The sequence below is a fragment of the Aquimarina agarilytica ZC1 genome (assembly GCF_000255455.1).
Lineage (GTDB): Bacteria > Bacteroidota > Bacteroidia > Flavobacteriales > Flavobacteriaceae > Aquimarina > Aquimarina agarilytica.
Genome location: NZ_JH621258.1, coordinates 60,823 through 86,826 on the forward strand (window position 1 = coordinate 60,823; position 26,004 = coordinate 86,826).

The window sequence follows — 26,004 nt, forward strand, 5'->3', positions numbered from 1 at the left end:
ATCTCGAATGCTCTTATTTAACCTTACATACAACCCTCAACCCTAGCCGCATAAACAAGAAACATCTTTTCAATTAATATCAAAAACAAATGAAAAAAATAAAAGTAGGTGGCGTACCAGAACATTTCAATTTACCTTGGCATTTATCTATCGAAAATGGAAATTTTTCAAAAGAAAACCTAACAGTTACTTGGCAAGATTTCCCTGGAGGTACAGGAGCGATGTGTAAGGCTTTACGCGAAAAGGAAATTGATGTAGCCATTATACTTACCGAAGGTTTTGTAAAAGATAGTATCGCAGGAAATCCTTCTAAAATTGTACAAACTTACATTGAAACGCCACTAATTTGGGGGATTCATGTAGATGCCAAATCTAATTATAAACAGATTACCGATATTCAAAATACAAAAGCAGCTATAAGTCGTTATGGATCTGGATCGCATTTAATGGCCTATGTAAACGCACAACAACAGGCTTGGAACACCAATGAACTTTCATTTGAGGTAGTGGGAAACTTAAATGGCGCTATAAAAAGTTTACATGAAGGAACTTCTGATTATTTTATGTGGGAACATTTTACCACAAAACCTTTAGTAGATAACGGAACTTTCCGAAGAATTGGAGACTGTCCTACCCCATGGCCTTGTTTTGTGATTGCAGTTCGCGAAGAACTTTTAGAGCAAGAACCCGAAAGTATTCAAAAAATGCTTCAGGTAATTAATACCAAAACTACCACTTTTAAACAAAAAGAAAATATTGCAGAATTATTAGCCGAGCGTTACGAGCAAAAATTAGAAGACATTACAAAGTGGTTAAACATTACCGAATGGAGTCAACAACAAATTAGTAATGATACTTTAACTAAGATTCAAAACCAATTATTTGATCTTGATATTATTGACAAAAAGGTAGATTATTCTTCTTTAGTTTATAATATGTAAATTCAAATAATAAACATTTAAAAGATATTTTTATCAAAGTGGTTAACCGATTTTGAGGATGCACATTGGGCTTTTGGCTTTTGGCTTTTGGCTTTTGGCTTTTGGCTTTTGGCTTTTGGCTTTTAAAAATAGCTTTGAGAATGAAATTAAATTTCAAAAAAAGAAAAAACTTATTGATACTATTTTTAACAACAAAAAAAATAATTAATAAAACTGTCAATCTTATTTAGGTATATACAACTGATAACCGACAACTCAAAACTAACAACTGACAACTCAAAACTGAAAACCATTAAATTAACCTTCATCACATTTACCTAACATCACTACTTCAATAAATAATTTTTTATTTACAATTTCATAAAAAACACTTCTTAAAAAATATACTTAAGTAGTTTTTATTTGTAGTTCATTAACATTCCTTTTAGAAAACAACCTCTAAAAGGAGTAACACAACTACTATGAAACTAATCTATAAATCTATTGTTTTTGCAACGGTTACCACGGTGCTTTCATGTAAAAATGATGATATCGCTGGTCTGCCTCCTGCAGAAAATCCATTTGAAACCGAATTCACTAAAATATCTAGCATTCAAGTATCCAATCAAGGAGTTCCAGAAATTAGTGCTTATGACAAAGTAACTCAGCAAGTTTTTTCAACAAACACTGAGGCCAAGCTAGTAGAGGTTATTGATATTTCAGACGTTAGTTCCCCTAAGCTAGCAGGAAACATAGACATCAGCATTTATGGAAAAAACCTAAATAGTGTAGCTGTACAAAATGGAATGCTTGCGGTAGCAATTGAAGGCAAGGACAAAAATGCCGACGAAGGAAGTATTGTTGTTTTTGACACCAAAGACTTAACTACGCCAATAATTAATGTAAAAGCTGGTTTTTTGCCTGATATGGTTACCTTTTCTCCAGATGGAACATATATATTATCTGCCAATGAAGGGGAGCCTAATGATGAAAACACCATAGATCCTAAAGGTTCTATAAGCATTATAACTATTGCTAACAAAACAATTAAAACTTTAGATTTCACTGCTTTTAATAGTCAAGAGGCTAACTTAGAAGAAAAAGGTTTTAGGGTTTTTGGTGAAACTAACGGAAAAATAAACGAACTTGATGTTGATGTAGAACCAGAATATATTGCTGTTGCCGATGACTCTAAAACAGCATATGTCGCTTTACAGGAAAACAATGGTATTGCTGTTGTTGATTTAACTACACAAACTATTACAGACATTTTACCTTTAGGAACTAAAGATTTTAATGATCTTGCGAACGCCTATGATGTTAGCGATAAAGATGATGCCTTTTCTCCAGCCAACTGGAATGTAAAAAGTTTTTATATGCCAGATGCTATTGATTATTTTACTGCAAATGGTGTGGGATATATCATTACAGCCAATGAAGGTGATGCCAGAGATTATGATGGATTTAGTGAAGAAGTAAGAGTTAAAGATTTGGTTTTAGATGAAACTGTATACCCTGATGCCGAAACATTACAAAAAAATGAAAACTTAGGGAGGTTAAAAGTAACTACCGCTAATGGTGATGCAGACGGTGATGGTAAATTTGAGCAGATTTTTGCTTACGGTGGACGTTCCTTTTCAATTTGGACTACCGATGGATCCCTAGTTTATGATAGTGGAAATTCATTAGCCCAAAAAACAGTAGAATTAGGAACCTACCCAGAAAGTAGAAGTGATGATAAAGGCACCGAACCAGAAGCTGTAGTTACCTACACTATAGGCAACTTTACTTATGCTTTTGTAGGTTTAGAAAGAAGTGGAAATGTATTTGTTTACGATATTTCAAATCCCACAGCTCCTGTATTTTTACAAAACTTACCAAACACTTCACCGGAGGGATTAACTGTGGTTCCTGCCATGGATAGCCCAAATGGAAAAGACTTATTAATTGTAAGTAATGAATTTCCCGATAAGGAATTTGTAATTGAAGATGCTAATGGTGGTGATTTCGGTAAACTTGTTATTTTTTCAAAATAGATTTTACGATTTACAACCAACTTAACCCAAAACTTTCTCTTGAGTTTTAAAACGGTAACTAACTTCAATAGTTACCGTTTTTTACTGTAAATTCATCATTCATGTCATTAAATTTATCCTATAATTCACACTAAAAGTCAAAAACAAAATCGTTTTAGAGGAAAAATCTTTCAATTGCAACCATATCTGCACTATTTATACATAATTACCATGCTAAAAAAGCAAATAATTATATCTTTAGCCTAAAATAAATTAATTCTATTTATAATGAAGTTAACTAGTACCAATCTATTTAAGTGCCTCCTCATTGCACTTACTTTTAATTTGACCAGTTGTCAAAACAACGCTCCTAAGAAAACAGTAAAACCTACTGAAACCAAAAATAGTAATGAGCTTGTCTTATTAGATTTTAACAATGGAATAGATGCAGCAACTGTAAAAACTGATGATGCAAAATTTGAAGTTGTAAAAGATGACAATGGAGCTCAATTGTTAGTGTCAACAAACTCAAACATTATAAAACCAGGTTTAGTTATTCATAAACCTGCAAACAAAACTTGGGATTTAAATGGTTATTACCAAGTAAAAGCCGATGTAACTAACGTTGGTGATACACCAATGCAAGTTGAATTTTATGTAGGAAATGACCCTGACGAATTAATTAAATGGTATTGCTCTGATTATGCAGATTTAGAACCTAAAGAATCAAAAACGATTACTGTTAATCTAGCATGGAGTGATTGGGTACACCAACCGCAACTTGATATTGTAGGAATGCGTGGAACTCCTGGTAAATTAAAAACAAACATTGCTGCTATTGATGAAGTTTCTTTTTATTCAAGGTATGCTAAAGTACCAAATCAATTTACGGTAAACAATGTAAGAGCTGTTGGTAAATTAGAGATTAAAGATACTACAAACTTTTTCCCTTTTATAGATAAATTTGGCCAATATGCACACAAAGAATGGAAAGGAAAAACACATACAGCAGATGATATAAAAAAGAATGCAGAAAAAGAACTTGCGGAATTAGCCGCTAGTCCAGAACCAAAAAATCGTAACAAATATGGAGGTTGGACTGCTGGGCCTAAATTAAAGGCTACAGGTTTTTTTAGAACCGAAAAACACGATGGAAAATGGTGGATGGTAGATCCTGAAGGTTACTTATTTTGGTCTAATGGTGTTAACTGTGTAGCCTCTGATGCTGTTTTTACAGGTACACAATACAGAGAAAAATATTTTGACAACCTACCTACAAAAGACGATAGTGAATATGGACAGTTCTATGAAGTAAGTAAGCACTCTACACACGGTTTTTATCATGATAAGGTACCTTACGATAGTTACAATTTTTACCAAGCCAACTTATACAAAAAATATGGAAAGGATTGGTTAGAAAAATTTAGAGAATTATCACACAAACGCTTACGTAGCTGGGGATTAAACACGATAGGTTTTGTGTCTGATAACGGGGCTTTAGCTAAACGAAAAACACCTTATGTAGGTTCTATTTGGATTAACGATACGCCAAAAATTAAAGGTTCTGTTGGTTTCTGGGGGAAATTCCATGATGTTTTTGATCCAAAATTCAGAAAAGCAGTAAATAAATCTGTAGCTAGTCAAAAATATGGTGCTGGTGATCCTTGGTGTATCGGTTACTTCATTGATAATGAATTAGCGTGGGGATCTGTAGGTTCACTTGCCATTGGAGCTTTAAAAAGTCCTGCATCACAACCTGCTAAAATTGAATTTATAAAAGACCTTAAAAAGAAGTACCAAACTATTGATAAGTTAAATAATCAATGGGGAACTACACATGCTTCATGGAAAGCACTTGCAGATTCAACATCTGCTCCAGAAATGGCCAAAGCTAAAGAAGATTTAGTCACATTTTACGAAAAAATTGCAGATACCTATTTTAGAATTATAAAAGAAGGACTTAATACCATTGCTCCTAAACAAAATTACTTAGGATGTCGTTTTGCCTGGGCTAACAATGATGTAGTTTTAACAGCTGCTAGTAAGTATATGGATATTATGAGTTTTAACAAATATGAATATAGTGTTGAAAATGTAGGTTTGCCTAAAGGTGTTGATAAACCTATAATGATTGGAGAATTCCATTTTGGAGCAACAGACCGTGGACACTATCACGCTGGTGTAAAAGCTGCTGATAGCCAAGCTGATCGTGGAGTTCGTTACGAAAAGTATATGAAAGGAGCTTTACAAAACCCTTTAATTGTTGGTGCTCACTATTTTCAATACCTAGATCAACCATTAACTGGTCGTTTTGATGGTGAAAATTATAATATTGGTTGTGTAGATATTTGTGATAGACCTTATGAAGAATTTATTTCTAAAGTAAAAGAGGTAGCCTACAATTTATTTGAATTGCGTTCGGCTAAATAAAAAACACCTATTGATTGATTTAAAAGCTCCTTCCAAACGAAGGGGCTTTTTTTGATAATAACGAAAATTAACATGAATACATAGTATAATTTAATTTAGTCAATGCATTATATCTTTTCACTTCAAATTATGATACATGAATAAAACAATACCTGCCTTTATAAAACATAGTATGATTATTGGAATAATTAGTTTTACCAGTGCTAGTTTTAACAAAATTTCTTCACAGGAAAAAGAAAATAATACTACAAATTCAGACGAAATTATGCTGTTTGATTTTGAAAATGAGTTAGATGAAACTAGCATTAATTCCGAAGATGCTACTTACCATATTTCCAAAACAAACCACGGAAATCAACTTGAAATTGCTACCGATTTTAATTTATCAAAACCCGGCGTTATTTTAAAAGAACCTAAAGGCAGTAATTGGAATTTAGATGGTTATTATTCTGTTAAAGCAGATGTAACTAATATAGGGGATAATGAAATGCAAGTAGAATTTTATGTTGGTGATGACCCTGATGGCTTAGTAAAATGGTATTGTTCAGATTATGTTGATTTAAAACCTAACGAAAGTAAAACTATAACAGTTTACTTAGCTTGGAGTCCATGGGCGTTTAATCCGCAAATTGAAGTGAAAGGAATGCGTGGCATCCCAGGTAAAATAAAAACCGATTTAAAAGCCATTAAACAAGTATCATTTAATGCGCGTTATGCGGTTTCTAAAAATAAGTTTACTGTTGATAATGTGAGAGCTGTTCAAAAATTAGAAATAAGAGATCCTAAAGGTTTTTTCCCTTTTGTTGATAAATATGGACAATACAAGCATAAAGAATGGAAAGGAAAAGTACACTCGGACAAAGAATTAAAGCAAATTACTAAAAAAGAAGCAAAAGCAATTGCTACTAATCCCGGACCAAAAGATCGTAATAAATACGGAGGCTGGACAGCAGGACCTCAACTAAAAGCTACTGGCTTTTTTAGAACCGAAAAACACCAAGGAAAATGGTGGATGGTAGATCCCGATGGGCGCTTATTTTGGACAAATGGAGTAAACTGTGTTTCTTCAAAAGCTCCTACTACTGGGGTACAATATCGTGAATCTTATTTTGAGTTTCTTCCTAAAAAAGAACACTCACTTTCCGAATTTTATTCTAAAAGTAGTTGGGGGGATCATGGCTTTTATAAAGACAAAAAGCCTTACACTGCCTTTAACTTTTATGAAGCCAACTTACGTAGAAAGTATGGTGATAAATGGTTAAGTGAATTCCAAAACTTAGCACACAATAGACTAAAAGATTGGGGATTAAACACCATTGGTTTTGTTTCCGATTTAGAAGCTACACAGCAACATAGAACCCCTTTTGTAGGTTCCGTATGGATTTTAAAAACTCCTAAAATTGTAGGCTCTACTGGTTATTGGGGGCCTTTTCATGATGTTTTTGATCCTGAATTCAAAGAAATTGTAAATAAATCCATGCAAACACAAAAAAATGGCGCTGGTGACCCTTGGTGTATTGGCTTTTTTGTTGATAATGAATTATCATGGGGTGATGTAGGCTCTTTAGCTATAGGAACACTAAAAAGTCCTGCTAGCCAACCGGCAAAAATTGAATTTATAAAAGATTTAAAAAATAAATATATAAATATTGATAAGCTAAATAGCATTTGGAAAACTAAGCATACATCATGGGATGCACTACTAAATACTACTACAGCTCCTAAATTTGAAGATGCAAAAGAGGATTTAACTGTTTTTTATGGAAAAATAGCGGATACTTACTTTAGAATAATTAAAGAAGGTCTAAATACCATTGCTCCTAAACAAAATTACCTAGGCTGTCGCTTTGCTTGGGCTAATAATGATATTGTACTAACTGCGGCGAGTAAATACATGGACATTATGAGTTTTAATAAATATGAATACAGTGTAGAGAATATCGGTTTACCAGAAGGTGTTGATGCTCCTATTATGATTGGAGAGTTTGATTTTGGCGCTTTGGATCGTGGTCATTTCCATTATGGTGTAAAATTAGCCAAGGACCAAGCTGAACGAGGTACAATGTACCAAAGTTATATTGAGGGGGCATTACGTAACCCATTAATTGTTGGTGCACACTGGTTTCAATACAATGACGAGCCTTTTACTGCCCGTGGTGATGGTGAAAATTATAACGTAGGTTTTGTGGACATTTGCGACAATCCTTATACCGAACTTATTGACAAAGTAAGAGAAACGAGTTATAAACTATATGAATACCGCTCTGAAAATTAAGAAAATAAATCTAATTGATTTGTTTGTAAAGCTCCTTCTAACTGAAGGAGTTTTTTTTGGTTGGTAATCCGCCTGCATAGCCTACTAAATCACCATTACTCCCTATGATACGGTGACAAGGTACAATGATAGAAAGGGCATTTGCTCCATTGGCCGATGCAATAGCTCTTATCGCTTTAGGATTATTCAATTGATTTGATAACTCAAGGTAGGACGATGTTTTTCCATAAGGAATTTGAATAAGTGCCTCCCAAACTGTTTTCTGAAAATCGGTTCCAATAAATAATAAAGGAATATCAAATGTAGATTGCATTTTATTAAAATAATTTAAAAGCTGTTTTTTGGTTTCCTCAATTACAACTGATGTTTCCGCTGTAAAATCGGCATCCAAACCTTTTTTGATTCGAGCATCAACAGCTGCTCTTTGTTTCCGATAGCGCCAATCACACAAACATAACTGCTTCTTAAATGATCCTAATACTAACTCGCCATAAGGAGTTTTAAAATAGTGTAATGCTATTGAATTTGACATGAACTAAAAATACTCTTTTTCTATAAAAAAAGCGACCCGTTTGGATCGCTTTTAGTTTTTTATGACAATTATTGTTTTACAACTATGGCTGTACTTTGATATCTATCAAAATAAAATCATCATTCGCAAATCCTGGTTCAATGTCATTTACTTTAATTAATCCCTTTTTACCATATTGATCAACAAATTCAACGACATCTCCTACTGTTAGGTTAGTTATATTTGTTGAAGCTGATTTAATAATACTTTCTAATTGCCCCGCCATATCTGTATCATCAAAATCTACTGTAGTTTTTGTTGATAAAGAAAAATAAGTCTGATTAAGAGTCTCATTAGCAGCATCTTCTTCATTTGCACCTGGCTTCAAACCTTTTACAGGAAAACCAAAAGTTTCGTCAAAATCTTTTACTGATACTAAACTTGCTTCTTGATCTTTGGAAACTCCTGAAGCTCCATAATAATAACCGAAATCCCAGAACGCTCTGAATTCAGGACCTTGATCAATTCTATTTGCATTTCCATTTAATAATGAAAAGAATGTTTCTGTTTTCCCTTCAGAATCAGGCGCAAACAATTTAACCCCATTAAATTCTAAAACTTTAGCTGCTGGATTAACTCCTGTTCCAATTGACACAGTAATCGTTCCAACTCCCTGAGATTTTCTTTTATCAGGGTTTCTAAAATCTCCTTTTCCAGTTGTCGTCCAAAAGTTATAGATTATTTTTCCATCACTCATTTCAGATGGTACATCTAAATCTAAGGTAAAATCTAATGCTTTTTTATTTTCTGCATCTAAATCAATCGATCCATCTGCTTTTGTCGCCCTACGAGTTGCTTTTTTATCCAATGGCAATAAAAAAGGCATTTCTGCTCCACCTGGTAAAGTTTGAGTCACATATAATCTACGTTGAGTCCCAGTAGTTTCAAAAATAACTCTACCTTTAACAGTTCCTCCTGCTTCACCTGTAATATCTGCAGTTGATTTATTATCCGTTCCTCCTTCAATAAAACGAATAGTCGCATCATTGGTTGGAATCTCCTCTGGATCAGTAGGAGTATCAAACACAGCTGTATCATCACTACTACAACTAAATAATAATGCCGAAGCAAATGCTAATGATGCTATTGATTTTAAATTAAATCCTAAATTCATGATTTTTATTTTTTTGATTGATTATAGTAAAGGTAGGTTCTTTATCAAGATATATAAAATTAGATTTCATAAAAATTAACTAAAAATAAGATAAAAAGACTTTTTTTAACGACAAAAGGCTATTTATTAAATAAAATAGCCTTTTGTTATAAATTTTAAAACTTAGTATTAAGCTCCCCACTCCGTATGAAAAATACCTTCGCGATCAGTACGCTCATAAGTATGTGATCCAAAATGGTCACGTTGTGCTTGTATTAAATTTAATGGTAACTTACTACTTGTATACGCATCAAAATAAGTTAATGAGTTTGATAAACCTGGTACAGGAATACCATTTTTAGCCGCAAAAGCAACTACCTCACGTACTGCTGGAACAGCATTTTGTACACGCTCCACAAAAGTTGGTGCCAATAATAAATTAGGTAAGTTTTTATCTTCTTTAAAAGCGACAGTAATATCTTCCAATAATGCTGCTCTAATAATACAACCTGCTCTCCAAATTTGTGCAATTAAACTTAAATCTAAGTTATAACCATACTCTTTTGAAGCATCCGTTAACTGGTGTAATCCTTGTGCATAAGCTGTTATAAATGCAAAATACAATGATTGCTCAGCCAATTCCACTAGTTTTTCTTTTTCTATTTCTTCTACTTCAGGTCTTCCATAAAGTGCATCGGCTTTTATACGCTCATCTTTCAACGCAGAAATTTCGCGCATACTTACTGCAATATCAATAGTTGGTACTGGGATTCCTAAGTCCATCGCATTTTGCGATGTCCATTTTCCTGTTCCTTTTTGTTTTGCTTTATCTAAAATTAAATCAACAATACGCTGATCTGTTAATTCGTCTTCCTGTAAAAATATTTCAGATGTAATTTGTACTAAAAAAGACTGTAAACGTCCTTGATTCCACTTTGCAAAAATTTGGTGTAATTCATCGTTAGTAAACTTGGCTGACTTACGCAACAAATCATAAATTTCTGAAGTCAACTGCATCATTCCATACTCAATACCATTATGCACCATTTTTACATAATTTCCAGCTGATTTTGGTCCAAGGTATGCCACACATGGTGCCCCATCAGATGCTTTTGCCGATACGGCATCAAAAATTGGCTTAATGTATTTGTATGAGGGTTCCGATCCACCTGGCATAATACTAGGTCCTCTTCGCGCTCCTTTAGCTCCTCCAGACACGCCTACACCTAAAAAGTGAATTCCTTTTTCGGTAAGGTAAGCCTCTCTCCTATCGGTATCTGTGTAAAATGAATTTCCTCCATCAATTAACAAATCACCTTCTTCTATAAAAGGCAACAAACTTTCAATAACCATATCTACTGGCTTACCCGCAGGTACCAACATCATTATTTTACGAGGAGTACTCAAGTTAGCAACAAACTCTTGAGTTGATGTAGTAGCATCTACCTTATTGGTATCACCACCTTCTTCTTTTAAAGCTGCTACTTGTGCTTCGCTAAGGTCTAAACCATAAGCAGTAAAGCCATTATCAGCAACGTTTAAAATAAAATTGCGCCCCATGACACCTAAACCAATCAATCCGAAATCATACTTTTTTGTACTCATCTTTTACAACTATTTAATTTTTTTACAACATTACTGCTGTTATCTTTAAAACTTAATTTCTTTGTCAAAATACGTAGCTAAGTCTTGAATTATCTAGTATCTTCGCGACGCAATGTAATTCTTTTTTAAATCAAAAGAATTCACTGCCTTTACTGACAAAAGATGCGCAAAAATAGCCAAAATGTTGTTTCTTTTTGCAGTTATTTAATGTAAAAATTATTTTAAATTACTTAAGTACTCTAAGTAATTACAAATTATAAAACTCATATGAAAAAAGGAGATAATCAGTTACTTGTTATTTTTGGAGCTTCAGGTGACCTGTGTGTACGAAAATTAATTCCTGCCATTTACAATTTATATAAAGGTGGGCACCTTGCCGAAAACTTTGCTGTACTTGGAACCAGTCGAAGTAATTTAACTGATGAGGAATTTAGAAATAAAGTAGTTACGGAAAGTCAATTTTTAGCCGACTCCATTTCTGGAGAAGCAAAAGATTTTATCAAAACATTTGCTGATAAACTATTTTATGAAGATTTAGGGGATTCATACGAAACACCATTTAATGGATTAAGTAAACGTATCAAAACACTTAATACTGATTTAAAACTTGATAATAATGTCATTTTTTACCTATCCACGCCTCCTGGAATTTATGAACTTATTGCCAAAAATTTAAAAGAGCAAGGGCTAACTAACGAAGATGAGGGTTGGAAACGTATCATTGTTGAAAAACCTTTCGGATATAGTTTAGAAACTGCTCAAAACTTAAATAAAGGCCTACAGAAATACTTTAATGAGAGTCAAATTTATCGTATTGATCATTATTTAGGTAAAGAGACCGTTCAAAATCTATTAGTCACTCGTTTTGCGAATAGTATTTTTGAACCACTATGGAATCGAAATTACATTAACCATATCGAAATTACCAATGCGGAAAGTGTAGGTGTGGGTAACCGAGGTGGCTATTATGACAAATCGGGAGCATTACGTGATATGTTTCAAAACCACTTAATGCAAATTGTTTCTTTAGTTGCTATGGAGCCGCCTATTGATTCGCAACCCGAATCCATTAGAAACGAAAAAGTAAAAGCTTTACAATCCATCAGGCATTTAAATGAAGCTACTTTTTATGATAATACTACTCGTGGGCAGTATTTAGCTTCCACCATAAATGGAAAAAAAGTAAAAGGCTACCGAGAGGAAGAAGGTGTGAATCCGAATTCCATGACGGAAACTTATGCAGCTCTTAAATTTTATATTGACAATTGGCGTTGGAAAGATGTTCCTTTTTATGTGCGTACAGCTAAATGCATGCCAACGAAAGTAACAGAAGTAGTCATTCATTTTAAACCAAGTCATCACCGTTTGTTTGAAGGAACAAATTCTGACAATCGTTTAATTATTCGTATTCAGCCCGACGAGGGCATATTAATGAAATTTGGTGTTAAAGTACCAGGTCAAGGTTTTAAAGTTGAAACTGCTAACCTTGATTTCCATTATACTGATTTAGTAGACACCTATGTAATGGAAGCTTACGAACGTTTATTATTAGATGCCATGCAAGGAGATGCTACACTTTATGCGCGTGCCGATGAAGTTGAAGCGGCTTGGGCTTTTGTTGACCCAATACTTAAACGTTGGGAAAATAATGACGATAAAATGCATGGGTATCCTGCGGGTACCTGGGGGCCTAAACTAGCCGATCAATTATTTAATGGAAATGTTGGAGGAAATGGATTTAGAAATCCTGGGCCTAATTTAACCGATAGCGAAGATTATTGCGAATTGTAACAATAGTACATTCATTCATAAAACTTTAGTTCAAAAACTCCAAAATAAAATTTGGAGTTTTTTTTTGTAAGTTTTTGTAATAATTTCTTCTAAAGAAGCTTAAAACACAAAACTATATTTAGATGAAAAAATTATTACTACTAGGCTTAACAATTATTTCAATAGTACAAATTACAGCGCAAACCGAGAAAGGGAAGTTTCGAATCGGCGCAAATAGCAATCTTGATGCTTCTTTTGTTTCAACAAAATTGAGCGGTGAACGAACAAGTAAAGATTTAGATTTGGGTTTTGAAATCGGTGCCTCTTATTTTGTTTTTAATAATCTAAGCGCTGGTCTGAGTTTATCTTTCCTTGGTACCAATAGAAAATTTGAAAATTCAACTGATGCTTTTAATACCTACACGTTTAATTTAGGTCCCGAAATTACTTATTATTTATTAAAAGGAAGAATAAAACCTTTACTTAGTAGCAGTTATACTTTCGGTTGGAGAGGCACTAGTTTTGAAAGTGATTCCAATGTAATAAATATCAATTCAACTATATTTAATTTAGGGGCCGGTGTAGCCTTTTTTATATCGAAATCCATTTCAATTGACGTAAAACTTAATTATTTTAACAGACAAGATGATACCGAGTTGCAAGATCAAAATAGTTTTAGCTTTGTTAACCCTATTCGAAAATTCGAATTAGTAAGTACGGGTATTGATTCACTAATCGGGTTTAACTTCTATTTTTAATCACTACAAAAAAAATTCAAACTCCAGATAGGTATATTAACATAAAATCAAGATAATTTTTATTAAAGTGTCCAAATTGCCCTTCAGGATAGAAAATACTATCAAGAAGGGCAATTTTAATAGGTAGTATCCTACCAACAAAGGGTTCAACTTTAAAAAAGTCAAACCCTCTATATTTTAAACTTACACATTTTACAGGATAGTGTCAAAAACCTATTCTATAACGATATCCTTTAATTTTTCCTCATTTTTCTTTAGTTGTTCTTTACCTCTTTTGATTGTATTATCTAACTCATTAAGCTTTTCTTCCGCTTTTTTAATAGCTTCTTCTTTTTTTGAAATCTCTTCAGTTGATGGAATGTCTTTTCCTTTTTGTTCTTTTAGTTTTTCTAGACGCTCTTTAGCAGCTTTAATTTTTTCTTTTCCTCTAGCTATATGTCCTTCTTCTTCTTTTAGCTCAACTTTTTCTTTTTTTACTTTATTTCTAGCTGCTGCTGCGCGTTGTTTACCGAATTCCCTTCCTGTTACACCACTTTCTTTAGAATATCCTTGTTTTTTCTCTATCTTTTCTTTGAGTTCTTTTTCTTTCTTTTCCTTTTTCCCCTTCATTCCCTCTATTTCATCCTCATAATCATCTTTGTTCTCTTCCTTTACTTTTTCAGCTTTCTTTAATGCCTTATTTGCTTTTTTTTGAGCTTTATCTTTTTTCTCTTTTCCTTTGTCCTTAATTTTTTCTATATCTTCTCCTTTATCTTTTCCTTTTTGAAATTCTTTGTCAGTTTTTCTAGCTTCTCTCTCTAAGGCTTTTTGTTCTTTTTTAAGTTTTGCTTCTGCTGATTTTCCTTGTGCATAAGTTCCTGTCGACAAGCCCATCATAAGGCCCATCAATACTATAATATGTTTCATAATTTTCAAATTTGTATTGACTTAAGAATACGGTAGGTTTTTAAATATTATCCAATGCATCTAGGGCATCATCTAATTCTTTAGATTTCGTTTTTACTTCATTCGAAATATCATCTAATGACTTTTCTACTTTTTTTAATTCGACTTTAGTTTCATTAGGTAATTCTTTTGAAGATGTTTTCTTCTTATCGGTACAAGCAATTAATGTTATTGCTAAAATACTCAAACTGACAATGTATTTTTTCATAATAAAAGTAAAATAATTAATTACAAATTAATCATTATTTTTGATTTTCAATTACTTAGAGTGTTTTTATTTTTTAAATATCCTCAAACAACTTCAAATTAATTCTCCTTCATAACAGGCTTATTATATTATACCATTAGGGTTCTAAAAAGAAAATTATTAAAATAATCAACACTACAAAAACATCTTTCTGATAGATCAAAAAAGTCCATAACACTATTTCACAAGATTAAATGCATTATTTACTTACAAAAACTAAACATTCACTATTTTCACCTACAACCTTACAATAAAAATAATATATTCGCTTAAAATTTAACAAACTGATATTTCAGTAAAAAAACAAACCCATTTATTATGAAAAAATTTTACTTCCATTACTAGCTCTTGCAGCATTTAATTTTGGAACTGCTCAAGAAGAATCTATTCGCTTTGGTGCAAAAGCTGGTTTAAACATTGCCAATTTAGTAGGTGATGCAGATGAAACTAATGATGCAAAAATTGGATTTAACTTTGGAGCTGTAGTCGAAATACCTGTTACTGAAAAGTTTGCTGTTCAACCAGAATTATTATTTTCAACTCAAGGTGTCAAAGATGATTCTGAAGGTACTGATGTGACTCTAAAACTAAATTATATTAACATTCCTTTAATGGCCAAATATTACGTAGCCGAAGGATTCAGTTTACAAGCAGGTCCACAAATTGGAATTCTTGTTACTGCGGACGTAGAAGCTCAGGATGTAGAAGTTGATGTTAAAGATGAAATAAGCTCAATTGATTTTGGTTTAAACTTTGGAGCTGGTTACCAATTAGCCTCTGGAATTTTCTTTGATGCACGTTATAACTTAGGACTTACTAGTGTTAATGATTTTGAAGGTGATGATGACTTTAGTCAAAAAAATAGTGTTATATCTATTTCTTTAGGCTATAAATTCTAATGTAAGAATTTACTATTCTTAATAAAGAAATTCTTTTTTAAGAAAATTATATTATTTTGCAGTTAAATGACACATTTCATTTAACTGCATTTTTTATGAAACTAAAAGTATACCCCGATAAAAACGAAGTAGCTAAAGCTTTTTCTGAATATTTAAAAGAACTATTAGCAACTACCAATAAACCGATACATGTTGCCCTCTCTGGCGGTAGTACCCCTAAAGCCATTTTTGATTATATGGCAGAGAACTATAAAGAAAGTATAGACTGGAGTAAGTTACACTTGTATTGGGGAGATGAACGTTGTGTTCCTCCTACAGATTCCGAAAGCAACTACAAAATGACGGTTGATCATTTGCTTTCAAAAATTAATTTCCCTGAAGAAAATATTCATCGCGTACTTGGTGAAAATAATCCTGAAGAAGAAGCTATACGCTATGGAAAATTAATTGAAGAACAAATTCCAAGTGATGAGGATGGGCCACTATTTGATCTAGTAATACTAGGTATGGGTGATGACGGACATACGGCTTCTATTTTCCCATATAATATAGCATTGTGGGACAGTGAAAATACCTGTGAAGTGGCTTTGCATCCAGATTCTGGTCAAAAACGGGTAACTATTACAGGTAACATTATTAATAATGCCAAGGAAGTTGCCTTTTTAGTTACAGGAGCATCTAAAGAAGACAAAGTAAAAACGATTATTAATGAAGATGATGGTTTTGAAAAACTTCCTGCTGCTTTAGTTGCCCCTTATACTGAAAAACTAACTTGGTTTTTAGACGAAGCCGCTGCTAAAGGCCTTGATTTATAAATAATAAAATAGATTTACTATTTTCAAAAAGCTGCTTAGGCAGCTTTTTTTGTATCTTGAATTAAAATCTAGTAATAGTAATACACTGTATATAAAAGATTATGAAACAAATTATAAATACCCAAAACGCTCCAGCACCTATAGGTCCATATAACCAGGCTATTTTAACAAATGACACCCTATATATTTCTGGCCAAATTGCCATTGATCCCACTACTGGAAATTTAATTACCGATGCCATTACCCTAGAAACAAAACAAGTACTTGAAAATTTAAAAGCTATATTAACAGAAGCTGGTTTTACATTTGAAAATATAGTTAAAACAAGTATTTTTTTAACAAACATGGAGTATTTTGCTACGGTTAATGAGATTTATGCCGATTATTTTTCAAATGATGCTGCTCCTGCTAGAGAAACTGTAGCGGTAAACAGCTTACCAAAAGGGGTAAATGTTGAAATTTCTGCAATAGCTGTAAGGTAAGCCTAATTCTTTCGGCTATTCATATAATTATTAGTAACCTCTAGAATCTACCTACAAACTGTTTTAACTCCTACTATTATGCCTACTAAAATAACTATACTTTTTTTTGTCTTACTAAGTCATTGTAGTTTTTCTCAAAAAATGGATAATGATGCATTAGAGCAATTGCTTACTAAAGTTACAGATAGTGTTAATGGATATTCTGGATATTGGGAAATCATACACAGAGACAGACAACTATTATGTATTACCGATGAAACACATAATAGAATGCGAATCATATCACCAATTACACAAACTGATTCTTTAAGTAAAGAACTTTTAATAGATACATTGACCGCTAACTTTCATTCTGCACTTGATGTTAAATATGCCAACTCAAAAGGAATAATATGGGCGGTATTTATTCACCCTTTAAAAGAATTAAGTGAAAATGAAGTGGTAAGCGCTATTGAACAAGTAGTTAATGCTGCTGTAAACTTTGGTACTACATTTTCAAGTACTGAAATGATTTTTGGAGGTAGTCCTACTACTCCAGATCAAGAAGAGGAAACTCCCGTTAAAGAAGTTCCTCCTACTCGTAAACTTTAGAAATTAAATAAATAATCCACCTCTAATTCCTTAACTGGTCCATACTTTTTTAGTAGGTTTAAGTCAATATCTTTTTTGTTTCCAATTACCATCATATCAAAAGATTTTCCTTTAATATGAGACTCAAAAAATTGATTTAGATCTTGCAGATTAAAATCATTTACTGCTTTATATACTTCCACCCTATTATCATAGTCAATACCTAATTTTTGTAAACGCTTATAGTTCCAATAAATTCCAGATTTATTGATTCTACTGGCTGCTATTGTCTTTAATACCGATTCTTTAGCCGATTGAAATTGCGCTTCATTTAACGGCATTTCATTCAATAGGGCTTTCATGGCACTAATCGCTTCGGGTAATTTATTGGCTTGAGTCCCCATATAAGCATATAAATAATTAGGCTTTTCCTTTTCACGTGCTGTCGCATAACTACTCATTGCAGCATAGGCTAAGGATTTTGACTCACGTAACTCCTGAAAAACTATAGAGGATAATCCACTACCAAAATAAGAATTAAACAATAATGTACCAGCTGTTAATTTAGAGTCATAATTAATTGATTTGGAAACTAGCAACAGTTCGGCTTGTACCATATCATAATTCACAAAATATACATTCCCCACATTATCTTTCTCAATAAATTTAGCTTTCTCTTCGGTTACCTCCTTAAAAGTTTTTCGTGGATAATTTTCTTCCACTGCTTTTTGCGCTCCATTTACATTATTTCCATAGTAAAAGAACTCGGGTGTATAAGCTAAAATACCTTTCACTAACTGAACCAGCTCAAAAGTGGATTGTGCTTTTAAATCAACTATAGGAGTCACATTTCGCAAACGAGATTGCTCTCCATATTTACTAAAGCTCATCATCCCTTTCCATAAAATTTCGGACTTGTTCTTTTTCTTATCTGCTCGGCTCTTATCAATGCGATCAATTAATTTTTCATATGCTAGTGTATCAGGTTTTAGCTCTTTTATTACAGAAAAAAGTAATTTTAAGCCTTCTGGTATATGCTGTTGAAGTCCTGAAATTGATATTCTTGTTTTATCTTCCTGAACATCAAAACTATATTTCACACCAAGCTTGTAAAACTCTTTTTTTACTGCCTCGTTACTCAATGCTGCTGTTCCTAAATAATCTGCATATGAAAATGCTATGGGTAATTTTTTATTATGATCACTTCCCACAGGAAAAGTAATAGTTAATGAAGCTAAATCATTGGTTTTATTTTTTATGTACGAAAATTTTGTTCCGTTAGAAATTTTAGCTTCTTTAATCAACTCCTTGTAATTAATTTGCTGGGGTTCTAACGAATCCGAAACCATTAAATTAAAATTTTTAGTGAATTCAGAAACTTGGTCTCTGTTCACATTCACAGGAGTGATTTTAGGGTTCTCTACTTTTACTTGATTAGGATCTTCGCCTACTACTTTATTGATTACTACGTAGTTTTCTTTATAAAATTTATTGGCAAAATCAATTACCTGTTGTTTTGTTATTTTTTTTAATTTATCTAATTTTTGTAAACGATCTTCCCAAGGCTGGTTATACACAAAACTATACATGTAATCATAAGCAACAGCTTTAGAACTTTCTAAACTTTGAATTTGCGATAACGTTAAATCATTAATAATAGCTCCAATTAACCAATCATCAAATGCTCCTTTTTTAATTAATTCTAATTGATCTAATAACAACTGTTTTACTTCTGCTAAAGATTGATCTTTTTTAGGCATACCATAAAGAATATGCATGCCATAATCCTTTTTAAACGAAGTAAATGAACTTGCCGACTGTACTTTTTGTTGACTATTTAAATTTAAATCGATTAAACCCGCACTTGAATTTGCTAATAAATAATCTATTAAATTAACCATAATAGTTTCATCATCATTCACACTTGCCGTTCTAAAACCAACATAAACTGATGCTGCATTAGGTCCATATACTGTTGCCTCTACAGGTGCTGTGATTGGTAGCTCTTGGTTAAATTCTGGGTGCTCCACTGATTTGTACACATAACTTCCAAAGGCTTTTTCTACTTTTCTAATTGTAGTATCAAAATCTAAATCACCAACCAAGATTAGCGCCATATTATTTGGCACATAATAAGTATCAAAATAGTTATGAATCGCTTTCATCGAAGGATTTTTTAAATGCTCCGATGTTCCAATAGTTGTTTGTGTACCATAGGGGTGTTTCGGAAATAAATTTTCGAGCAAAGCTGTAAATTGTTTACGCCCATCATTATCCTGCCCCCTATTAAACTCCTCATAAACAGTTTCTAATTCTGTATGAAATAAACGTAAAACCAATTCACTAAAACGTTCCTTTTCTACTGCCAACCATTTATCTAATTCATTTGCCGGAATTTTGTTTTTATATACCGTCATTTCATTGGAAGTAAAAGCATTTGTACCCTCTGCTCCAATACTACTTATCATTTTATCATATTCATTAGCTATAGCATAGTTAGCTGCTATACCAGAAATAGAATCAATCTTTTTATAAATGATTTTTTTTCTTACCGTATCATAAGTGTTTTTATGCATCTCATACAAATGAGAAATTTCTCTTAATTCTTTTTTTTCTTTCTCCCAATCCGCAGTACCTAGTTTACTTGTTCCTTTAAACAGCATATGCTCTAAATAATGAGCTAAACCTGTTTGATCCGCGGGGTCATATGTGGAACCTGCTTTTACGGCTATAAGTGTTTCAATTTTGGGTTCATCAGTATTCTTTGACAAGTATACTTTTAATCCATTATGTAAGGTATACAAACGTAAACCGGTTGGATCATTCTCAAAAGACTTGTAAACCTTAGTTATATCAAATGATTTTTCAGAATGATAGACTATGGGTTCTTTTTTTGACGTACAACCTATTATAAAGGCTATCATTATTACCGCCAAAAAACCTTTATTTATCTTTTTTGTAATTTTTATATTAAATTTCTGCATAGTCTTTTTTAATAGATGTTACAACTATTTACGAACTAGGTAAAATAAATCAAGACTAAACAACCAGAAAAAACCGACTATAGTATTGACAATCAAAAGTTTTCAACATAAATATAATAACTCCCTACCAAAAGCAAAGAACCCTTATATTTACTGTACTCACAAATAAAATACTAACTCATAATTAAGCTTAAACTTAGCAATATACGTAGTTATTGTCAATTATTACTCCCTAATTTTTCTTACAAAAAAAATCTAAATAAAAAATCCGCAATTGATAAATTTATCAATTGCGGATTTTTTTATATTGAGCGAGTTAAACTCTAATAATCAACTCATTATTAATAGCGAACTATCCAATAACCTCTGCTACTTTTTTTCCAATTTCAGCTGGTGAATCCACTACATGAATTCCACAAGCTCTCATAATAGCTTTTTTTGCTGCTGCCGTATCTTCCGATCCGCCAACAATAGCACCAGCATGCCCCATAGTTCTTCCTGCAGGAGCAGTTTCCCCAGCAATAAATCCTACCACAGGTTTTTTACTTCCCGAATTTTTATACCAGTTAGCAGCATCAGCTTCCAATTGACCTCCTATTTCACCAATCATTACGACAGCTTCAGTTTCTGGATCATTAATTAAAAGCTCTACAGCTTCTTTAGTAGTTGTTCCTATAATTGGATCTCCACCGATACCAATTGCTGTAGTGATTCCTAAACCTTGTTTTACTACCTGATCAGCAGCCTCATAAGTTAATGTCCCAGATTTAGAAACAATACCTATTTTCCCTTTTTTGAAAACAAAACCTGGCATAATACCTACTTTTGCTTCACCTGGAGTAATTACCCCTGGACAGTTAGGACCAATTAATCTACACTCTTTATCTTTTATATAATTTGATGCCTTTACCATATCGGCAACTGGAATACCCTCTGTAATAGCAATGATTACTTTAATTCCTGCATCGGCAGATTCCATAATAGCATCTGCAGCAAATGCTGGTGGAACAAAGATTAAAGATACATCAGCTTTTACTTTTTCAACGGCCTCGGCCACAGTGTTAAAAACAGGTCTATCTAAATGTGTCTGTCCTCCTTTACCCGGAGTTACACCACCAACAACATTTGTTCCGTACTCGATCATTTGTGAAGCGTGGAAAGTACCCTCGCTACCTGTGAAACCTTGTACAATTATATTTGAATCTTTATTTACTAAAACACTCATTGTATATATTTCTTTTTATAATATGCTTTGCTAAAGTAAGTATTAATTACTAAGTAGTGAAGTTTTGTTTACAGAAATGTTTCCATATTTTCCAAGCTACTATCTGCTTGTTGACTGATCATATATCCCGTATGCAATTGATCATCCTTAAACTCCCAAATACACATAAAATGTGCAATGGCCTGTTCTTTTGATCTTTCGATTGCCTTTGCGTAAAAAGTATGCCTAACTGTAACTGTATTTTTTTCTGCCAATAGGTGCGTTATCTTATTTTTAGAAAATTCAAAAGCATCTTGCATCCCTTTAAACATCCTTATAATATCATCAAAATTCTTTTTTGAAAATCCATAACTACTATTCCAATTTAATGTTACATCGGGATGTAGATAATCTTGCAAAATTTGTTCATTGTGAATCAAATCCGCTTCATAAAAAGTACGTACAATTTTTTTTGGACTCATAACTTCTTAACTTTTTCAATGATATCAGGTATTTGCCTTATAGCGGCAATTTCTTTATATTTTGATCTAAAATCACCCGCCGGGATACCAAAATAATGCCCTCCTGTTTTTAACGATTTACTCACTCCAGATTTTGCCGAAATTACAGCTTTATCACCAATACTAATTCCACTTGTAATACCCGCTTGACCCCAAATAGTTACCTCATTCCCAATAATAACACAACCCGCAATACCTACTTGCGATGCAATTAAACATTTTTTTCCTATAATGGTATCATGGCCAATATGCACTTGATTATCAATTTTGGTTCCTTCTTTTATTAGCGTAACATCCGAAACACCTCTATCAATGGTACATGAGGCACCTAAATCAACATTATCTTCAATAATAACACTTCCGCTAGAAAGCAATTTATCAAAACCTGTAGGCCTATTTTTATAATAAAAAGCATCGGCTCCTAACACCGTATTTGCATGAATAGTTACATTTTGCCCTATATGACAATTATCATAAATAGAAACATTTCCATGAATAATTGAATTTGCTCCAATGCTTACATGATTTCCTATAAAGACTCCTGGTTGAATAATTACATTTTCACCTATTTTAGCTGTGGGTGAAATTTGATGCGAAGCACTTTCAAAAGGCTTAAAAAAATTAGCTAACTTATTAAAATCATTAAAAGGATCCTCGGAAATTAATAAGCCTTTCCCCTTAGGACAAGCTACTTTTTTATTGATTAATATGGTAGTTGCTGCACTCTCTAAAGCTTTATCATAGTATTTAGGATGATCAACAAAAACAATGTCACCTGCAACTACTCTATGAATTTCGTTACAACCAGTGACTAAAAAGTCTGATTCACCAACAAATTCAATTTGTAATATATCTGCAATTTGTTTTAATGTATATGGTTGAGGAAACTTCATTTTTTTAGTATTATAGTAATGAGTACACAGTAAACAGTAGAAAGCCTTTCTTATTTAAAGTAGTGAATAGTCTTGTTTTTTAACTCTGTACTTTGTGCTGACTACTTATTACCAGTTAATTACTCACTATTCTTTTACACGCTCTTTATACGTACCTTTTGTAGTTTCAATTTTAATTTTGTCACCTTCATTAATAAATAAAGGTACCATTATTTGCGCTCCTGTTTCTACAGTTGCTGGTTTTGTTGCATTAGTTGCCGTATTCCCTTTTACTCCTGGTTCTGTGGCTGTTACTTCTAAGATCACAGTTTGAGGCATTTCAACAGACAGTGGCATACTATCTTCTGAATTTATAATTACAGTTACCACATCACCTTCTTTTAATAAATCTGGTCGATCAATAGCTGTTTCCTGTAATGCAATTTGAGAATAATCTTCTTGATTCATCAAATGATACCCTTCGGCATCATTATATAAAAATTGAAATTTATGTGTTTCAACACGAACTTCATCAATTTTATGACCTGCAGAAAAGGTATTATCAATCACTTTACCAGAGGTTACACTCTTTAGTTTTGTACGCACAAAAGCAGGACCTTTTCCTGGTTTTACATGTAAAAATTCTATTATTTTAAAAATATCATGGTTATATCTAATACATAATCCATTTCTAATATCACTTGTACTTGCCATTATATACTTTTTATTAAAAAGTTGTTATTACTTTTTTATTTTCTTACTTACTTTGAAAATAGCCCTTCATAATTCCACGTTGTGAATTTTTTATAAACTGTAAAATTTCATCACGCTCCTTAGTCGCTTCCATTTCAGCCTCTATAATTGAAGAAGCTTGTGTATTATTATAATTCTTTTGGTATAAAATTCTATATATATTCTGAATTTCTCTGATTTTATCTACATCAAATCCTCTTCGGCGTAAGCCTATTGAATTGATTCCTACATATGATAAAGGTTCACGACCCGCTTTTACAAATGGTGGTACATCTTTACGCACTAATGAGCCTCCAGTTACAAAAGCATGACTCCCAACACTACAGTATTGATTTATAGCCACCATTCCAGCACATACCACATAATCACCTATAGTAATATGCCCCGCTAATGTAGTATTATTTGAAAAAATACAATGATCACCAACTATACAATCATGAGCTATATGACTGTAAGCCATAATCCAACAATCTTTCCCAATTTGAGTTTTCATTCTGTCCGAAGTCCCTCTATTAATGGTTACACACTCCCTAAGGGTGGTATTATCACCAATAATGGTAACTGTATCTTCGTCATTAAATTTTTTGTCTTGGGGTATGGCTGAAATTACTGCTCCAGGAAATATATTACAATTTTTCCCAATACGAGCCCCTTCCATTATTGTCACATTTGAACCTATCCAAGTACCTTCACCTATAATAACATCATTATGAATAGTTGTAAAAGGTTCAATAACCACATTTTTGGCTATTTTGGCTCCGGGGTGAACGTATGCTAGTGGTTGATTCATAATTGTTTATTTGATTACTTTTTACCGATTTCGGTATATTTTTTAATCGTTTTATACTTAATCTGGTACTAAAGGTACTATTTGTTTTTTGTTTTTACGATTTGAGCCATTAACTCAGCTTCAGATACCAATTTATTGTTTGCATACGCCTTAGCCGCCATATGACAAATACCACGACGAATAGGTGTAATTAATTTTAAATCAAAAATTAAAGTATCTCCGGGTATTACCTGTTGCTTGAATTTTACATTATCAATTTTCATAAAGAAAGTCAAGTAATTTTCGGGATCGGGAACCGTACTCAATGCTAAAATACCACCCGCCTGCGCCATAGCTTCGACCTGTAATACTCCAGGCATTACCGGTGCTTCGGGGAAATGTCCATTAAAAAATGGTTCATTCATAGTTACATTCTTCATCCCTACCACATGCTTATCAGACATTTCAATAATACGATCTAATAATAAAAATGGTGCTCTATGTGGTAAAGTGGCCATTATTTGATGAATATCCATTAAAGGCTTTTGAGATAAATCAAATTTAGGCACATAATTACGACGCTCCTTTTTGATTTTTTGTGCCATTATTTTAGCAAACTCCGTGTTTACAAAGTGCCCCGGCTTAATAGCAATTACCCTACCTCTAATACGTGTTCCTATTAATGCCAAATCACCTATTACATCTAAAAGCTTATGCCTTGCAGCTTCATTAGGGTAATGCAATGTTAAGTTATCTAAAATACCATTAGGTTTCACCGAAATAGAATCTTTTCCAAAAGCTACTTTTAGACGTTCCATGGTTTCTGGTTTCAACTCTTTATCAACATATACAATCGCATTGTTTAAGTCTCCTCCTTTTATTAATCCATGCTCTAAAAGCATTTCTAATTCATGTAAAAAACTAAATGTTCGGGCATCAGCAATATGTTCTTTAAAATCTGATATGGTATCCAATGTTGCATTTTGAGTACCTAAGACTTTAGTATCAAAATCAACCATGGCAGTTACCTGATACTCATTGGAAGGAATAACTAAAATTTCACTTCCAGTTTTTTCATCTTTGTATGAAATAGGTTCAGTTACAATATATTCATCAATCTCCGCATCTAATTCTTCGATTCCTGCTTTTTCTAAAGCTTCCACAAAAAATTTACTCGAGCCATCCATTATTGGTGGTTCTGGTGCATTAAGTTCAATTAATACATTATCAATACCTAAACCTACACAAGCAGCTAATACGTGTTCCGAAGTATTTATAGAGACCCCATTATTTTCAAAATTAGTTCCTCTTTGGGTATTAGTTACAAAAAGAGCACTCGCTTTTATAGTGGGTTCCCCTTCTAAATCTACCCTTTTAAAAGCATATCCATGATCTGCTGGGGCGGGTTTAAAAGTTAAAGTTACCTCATTTCCGGTATGAAGTCCTACACCCTTAAGTGTAATTTCTTTCTGAATTGTTTTTTGTTTCACAACGGTAGTACTCATT

22 protein-coding genes are annotated in these 26,004 nt (G+C 32.8%); 10 read left to right on the forward strand and 12 right to left on the reverse strand.

Features of this window, described 5'->3' with window-relative positions; all coding sequences use genetic code 11:
- The first annotated feature begins 89 nt into the window (after positions 1–89).
- The 4 genes from KQA_RS0209005 to KQA_RS0209025 all read left to right on the forward strand — a co-directional run bounded on the left by KQA_RS0209005 (position 90) and on the right by KQA_RS0209025 (position 7,640).
- On the forward strand, positions 90–941 hold the full coding sequence (locus KQA_RS0209005) for a substrate-binding domain-containing protein (RefSeq protein WP_010180279.1): 852 nt from the start codon (positions 90–92) through the stop codon (positions 939–941).
- 461 nt (positions 942–1,402) lie between these two features.
- Positions 1,403–2,956, forward strand: a complete 1,554-nt coding sequence (locus KQA_RS0209015) for a choice-of-anchor I family protein (RefSeq protein WP_010180281.1) — start codon at positions 1,403–1,405, stop codon at positions 2,954–2,956.
- 267 nt (positions 2,957–3,223) lie between these two features.
- Positions 3,224–5,365 (forward strand): beta-galactosidase, encoded by a 2,142-nt coding sequence (locus KQA_RS0209020; RefSeq protein WP_010180283.1) that lies wholly within the window; start codon positions 3,224–3,226, stop codon positions 5,363–5,365.
- A 136-nt stretch (positions 5,366–5,501) separates the two neighbouring features.
- Positions 5,502–7,640, forward strand: coding sequence for a hypothetical protein (locus KQA_RS0209025; protein WP_010180285.1), 2,139 nt, complete (start codon positions 5,502–5,504; stop codon positions 7,638–7,640).
- A 37-nt stretch (positions 7,641–7,677) separates the two neighbouring features.
- On the opposite strand, the gene KQA_RS0209030 is transcribed toward KQA_RS0209025, so the two are convergent.
- The 3 genes from KQA_RS0209030 to gndA form a co-directional block, all read right to left on the reverse strand.
- Positions 7,678–8,172, reverse strand: coding sequence for a methylated-DNA--[protein]-cysteine S-methyltransferase (locus tag KQA_RS0209030; protein ID WP_010180287.1), 495 nt, complete (start codon positions 8,170–8,172; stop codon positions 7,678–7,680).
- Between the two features lie 82 nt (positions 8,173–8,254).
- Positions 8,255–9,325, reverse strand: coding sequence for a hypothetical protein (locus KQA_RS0209035; protein ID WP_010180289.1), 1,071 nt, complete (start codon positions 9,323–9,325; stop codon positions 8,255–8,257).
- A gap of 168 nt (positions 9,326–9,493) precedes the next feature.
- Complete coding sequence (gene gndA / locus KQA_RS0209040) at positions 9,494–10,909, reverse strand: NADP-dependent phosphogluconate dehydrogenase (RefSeq protein ID WP_010180292.1); 1,416 nt, start codon at positions 10,907–10,909, stop codon at positions 9,494–9,496.
- A 267-nt stretch (positions 10,910–11,176) separates the two neighbouring features.
- Here gndA and zwf point away from each other — a divergent pair, with 267 nt between their 5' ends.
- Both zwf and KQA_RS0209050 read left to right on the forward strand, forming a co-directional pair.
- Entirely contained in the window at positions 11,177–12,700 is a 1,524-nt protein-coding gene (zwf, locus tag KQA_RS0209045; protein ID WP_010180294.1) for a glucose-6-phosphate dehydrogenase, read from the forward strand.
- A gap of 122 nt (positions 12,701–12,822) precedes the next feature.
- Positions 12,823–13,437 (forward strand): outer membrane beta-barrel protein, encoded by a 615-nt coding sequence (locus KQA_RS0209050; RefSeq protein WP_010180296.1) that lies wholly within the window; start codon positions 12,823–12,825, stop codon positions 13,435–13,437.
- A 213-nt stretch (positions 13,438–13,650) separates the two neighbouring features.
- Here KQA_RS0209050 and KQA_RS0209055 read toward each other — a convergent pair whose 3' ends face one another.
- Both KQA_RS0209055 and KQA_RS0209060 read right to left on the reverse strand, forming a co-directional pair.
- A complete protein-coding gene (locus KQA_RS0209055) occupies positions 13,651–14,343 on the reverse strand; it encodes a hypothetical protein (protein WP_010180298.1) in 693 nt (230 codons plus the stop codon).
- Between the two features lie 40 nt (positions 14,344–14,383).
- Positions 14,384–14,590, reverse strand: a complete 207-nt coding sequence (locus tag KQA_RS0209060; protein ID WP_010180300.1) for a hypothetical protein — start codon at positions 14,588–14,590, stop codon at positions 14,384–14,386.
- 365 nt (positions 14,591–14,955) lie between these two features.
- Here KQA_RS0209060 and KQA_RS19900 point away from each other — a divergent pair, with 365 nt between their 5' ends.
- The 4 genes from KQA_RS19900 to KQA_RS0209080 all read left to right on the forward strand — a co-directional run bounded on the left by KQA_RS19900 (position 14,956) and on the right by KQA_RS0209080 (position 17,416).
- Positions 14,956–15,528: a porin family protein gene (locus KQA_RS19900; RefSeq protein ID WP_262482146.1), complete on the forward strand. Its 573-nt coding sequence runs from the start codon at positions 14,956–14,958 to the stop codon at positions 15,526–15,528.
- Positions 15,529–15,623: 95 nt separating this feature from the next.
- Entirely contained in the window at positions 15,624–16,343 is a 720-nt protein-coding gene (pgl, locus tag KQA_RS0209070) for a 6-phosphogluconolactonase (protein ID WP_029209535.1), read from the forward strand.
- A gap of 101 nt (positions 16,344–16,444) precedes the next feature.
- Positions 16,445–16,825 carry a RidA family protein gene (locus tag KQA_RS0209075; protein ID WP_010180305.1) on the forward strand — a complete coding sequence of 127 codons (381 nt, stop codon included), beginning with the start codon at positions 16,445–16,447 and terminating at the stop codon, positions 16,823–16,825.
- 78 nt (positions 16,826–16,903) lie between these two features.
- Entirely contained in the window at positions 16,904–17,416 is a 513-nt protein-coding gene (locus tag KQA_RS0209080; protein ID WP_010180307.1) for a hypothetical protein, read from the forward strand.
- Here the strand turns inward: KQA_RS0209080 and KQA_RS0209085 are convergent.
- From KQA_RS0209085 to KQA_RS0209115, 7 genes are all read right to left on the reverse strand, one after another.
- Positions 17,413–20,379, reverse strand: a complete 2,967-nt coding sequence (locus KQA_RS0209085; RefSeq protein WP_010180308.1) for a M16 family metallopeptidase — start codon at positions 20,377–20,379, stop codon at positions 17,413–17,415. The genes KQA_RS0209080 and KQA_RS0209085 overlap by 4 nt on opposite strands.
- Before the next feature lie 352 nt (positions 20,380–20,731).
- A complete protein-coding gene (gene sucD, locus KQA_RS0209090) occupies positions 20,732–21,604 on the reverse strand; it encodes a succinate--CoA ligase subunit alpha (protein WP_010180311.1) in 873 nt (290 codons plus the stop codon).
- Between the two features lie 68 nt (positions 21,605–21,672).
- Entirely contained in the window at positions 21,673–22,065 is a 393-nt protein-coding gene (locus KQA_RS0209095; RefSeq protein WP_010180313.1) for a nuclear transport factor 2 family protein, read from the reverse strand.
- Positions 22,062–22,997 (reverse strand): UDP-3-O-(3-hydroxymyristoyl)glucosamine N-acyltransferase, encoded by a 936-nt coding sequence (locus KQA_RS0209100; RefSeq protein WP_010180314.1) that lies wholly within the window; start codon positions 22,995–22,997, stop codon positions 22,062–22,064. Before KQA_RS0209100 ends, KQA_RS0209095 begins: the two co-directional genes overlap by 4 nt.
- Positions 22,998–23,123: 126 nt before the next feature.
- On the reverse strand, positions 23,124–23,690 hold the full coding sequence (gene efp / locus KQA_RS0209105; protein WP_010180316.1) for an elongation factor P: 567 nt from the start codon (positions 23,688–23,690) through the stop codon (positions 23,124–23,126).
- A 43-nt stretch (positions 23,691–23,733) separates the two neighbouring features.
- On the reverse strand, positions 23,734–24,519 hold the full coding sequence (gene lpxA, locus KQA_RS0209110; protein WP_010180319.1) for an acyl-ACP--UDP-N-acetylglucosamine O-acyltransferase: 786 nt from the start codon (positions 24,517–24,519) through the stop codon (positions 23,734–23,736).
- A 77-nt stretch (positions 24,520–24,596) separates the two neighbouring features.
- Entirely contained in the window at positions 24,597–26,003 is a 1,407-nt protein-coding gene (locus KQA_RS0209115; protein ID WP_010180321.1) for a bifunctional UDP-3-O-[3-hydroxymyristoyl] N-acetylglucosamine deacetylase/3-hydroxyacyl-ACP dehydratase, read from the reverse strand.
- Position 26,004: the final 1 nt, after the last annotated feature.

Bases quoted from the DNA above. Each gene is read 5' to 3' on its own strand.
- KQA_RS0209100 (WP_010180314.1), bottom strand. From the start codon at position 22,997: ATGAAGTTTCCTCAACCATATACATTAAAACAAATTGCAGATATATTA.
- KQA_RS0209015 (WP_010180281.1), top strand. From the start codon at position 1,403: ATGAAACTAATCTATAAATCTATTGTTTTTGCAACGGTTACCACGGTG.
- pgl (WP_029209535.1), top strand. From the start codon at position 15,624: ATGAAACTAAAAGTATACCCCGATAAAAACGAAGTAGCTAAAGCTTTT.
- KQA_RS0209030 (WP_010180287.1), bottom strand. From the start codon at position 8,172: ATGTCAAATTCAATAGCATTACACTATTTTAAAACTCCTTATGGCGAG.
- KQA_RS0209005 (WP_010180279.1), top strand. From the start codon at position 90: ATGAAAAAAATAAAAGTAGGTGGCGTACCAGAACATTTCAATTTACCT.
- KQA_RS0209055 (WP_010180298.1), bottom strand. From the start codon at position 14,343: ATGAAACATATTATAGTATTGATGGGCCTTATGATGGGCTTGTCGACA.
- KQA_RS0209020 (WP_010180283.1), top strand. From the start codon at position 3,224: ATGAAGTTAACTAGTACCAATCTATTTAAGTGCCTCCTCATTGCACTT.
- zwf (WP_010180294.1), top strand. From the start codon at position 11,177: ATGAAAAAAGGAGATAATCAGTTACTTGTTATTTTTGGAGCTTCAGGT.
- KQA_RS0209085 (WP_010180308.1), bottom strand. From the start codon at position 20,379: ATGCAGAAATTTAATATAAAAATTACAAAAAAGATAAATAAAGGTTTT.
- KQA_RS0209080 (WP_010180307.1), top strand. From the start codon at position 16,904: ATGCCTACTAAAATAACTATACTTTTTTTTGTCTTACTAAGTCATTGT.
- KQA_RS0209075 (WP_010180305.1), top strand. From the start codon at position 16,445: ATGAAACAAATTATAAATACCCAAAACGCTCCAGCACCTATAGGTCCA.
- efp (WP_010180316.1), bottom strand. From the start codon at position 23,690: ATGGCAAGTACAAGTGATATTAGAAATGGATTATGTATTAGATATAAC.
- KQA_RS0209060 (WP_010180300.1), bottom strand. From the start codon at position 14,590: ATGAAAAAATACATTGTCAGTTTGAGTATTTTAGCAATAACATTAATT.
- sucD (WP_010180311.1), bottom strand. From the start codon at position 21,604: ATGAGTGTTTTAGTAAATAAAGATTCAAATATAATTGTACAAGGTTTC.
- KQA_RS0209025 (WP_010180285.1), top strand. From the start codon at position 5,502: ATGAATAAAACAATACCTGCCTTTATAAAACATAGTATGATTATTGGA.
- KQA_RS0209035 (WP_010180289.1), bottom strand. From the start codon at position 9,325: ATGAATTTAGGATTTAATTTAAAATCAATAGCATCATTAGCATTTGCT.
- KQA_RS0209050 (WP_010180296.1), top strand. From the start codon at position 12,823: ATGAAAAAATTATTACTACTAGGCTTAACAATTATTTCAATAGTACAA.
- KQA_RS0209115 (WP_010180321.1), bottom strand. From the start codon at position 26,003: ATGAGTACTACCGTTGTGAAACAAAAAACAATTCAGAAAGAAATTACA.
- KQA_RS0209095 (WP_010180313.1), bottom strand. From the start codon at position 22,065: ATGAGTCCAAAAAAAATTGTACGTACTTTTTATGAAGCGGATTTGATT.
- lpxA (WP_010180319.1), bottom strand. From the start codon at position 24,519: ATGAATCAACCACTAGCATACGTTCACCCCGGAGCCAAAATAGCCAAA.
- gndA (WP_010180292.1), bottom strand. From the start codon at position 10,909: ATGAGTACAAAAAAGTATGATTTCGGATTGATTGGTTTAGGTGTCATG.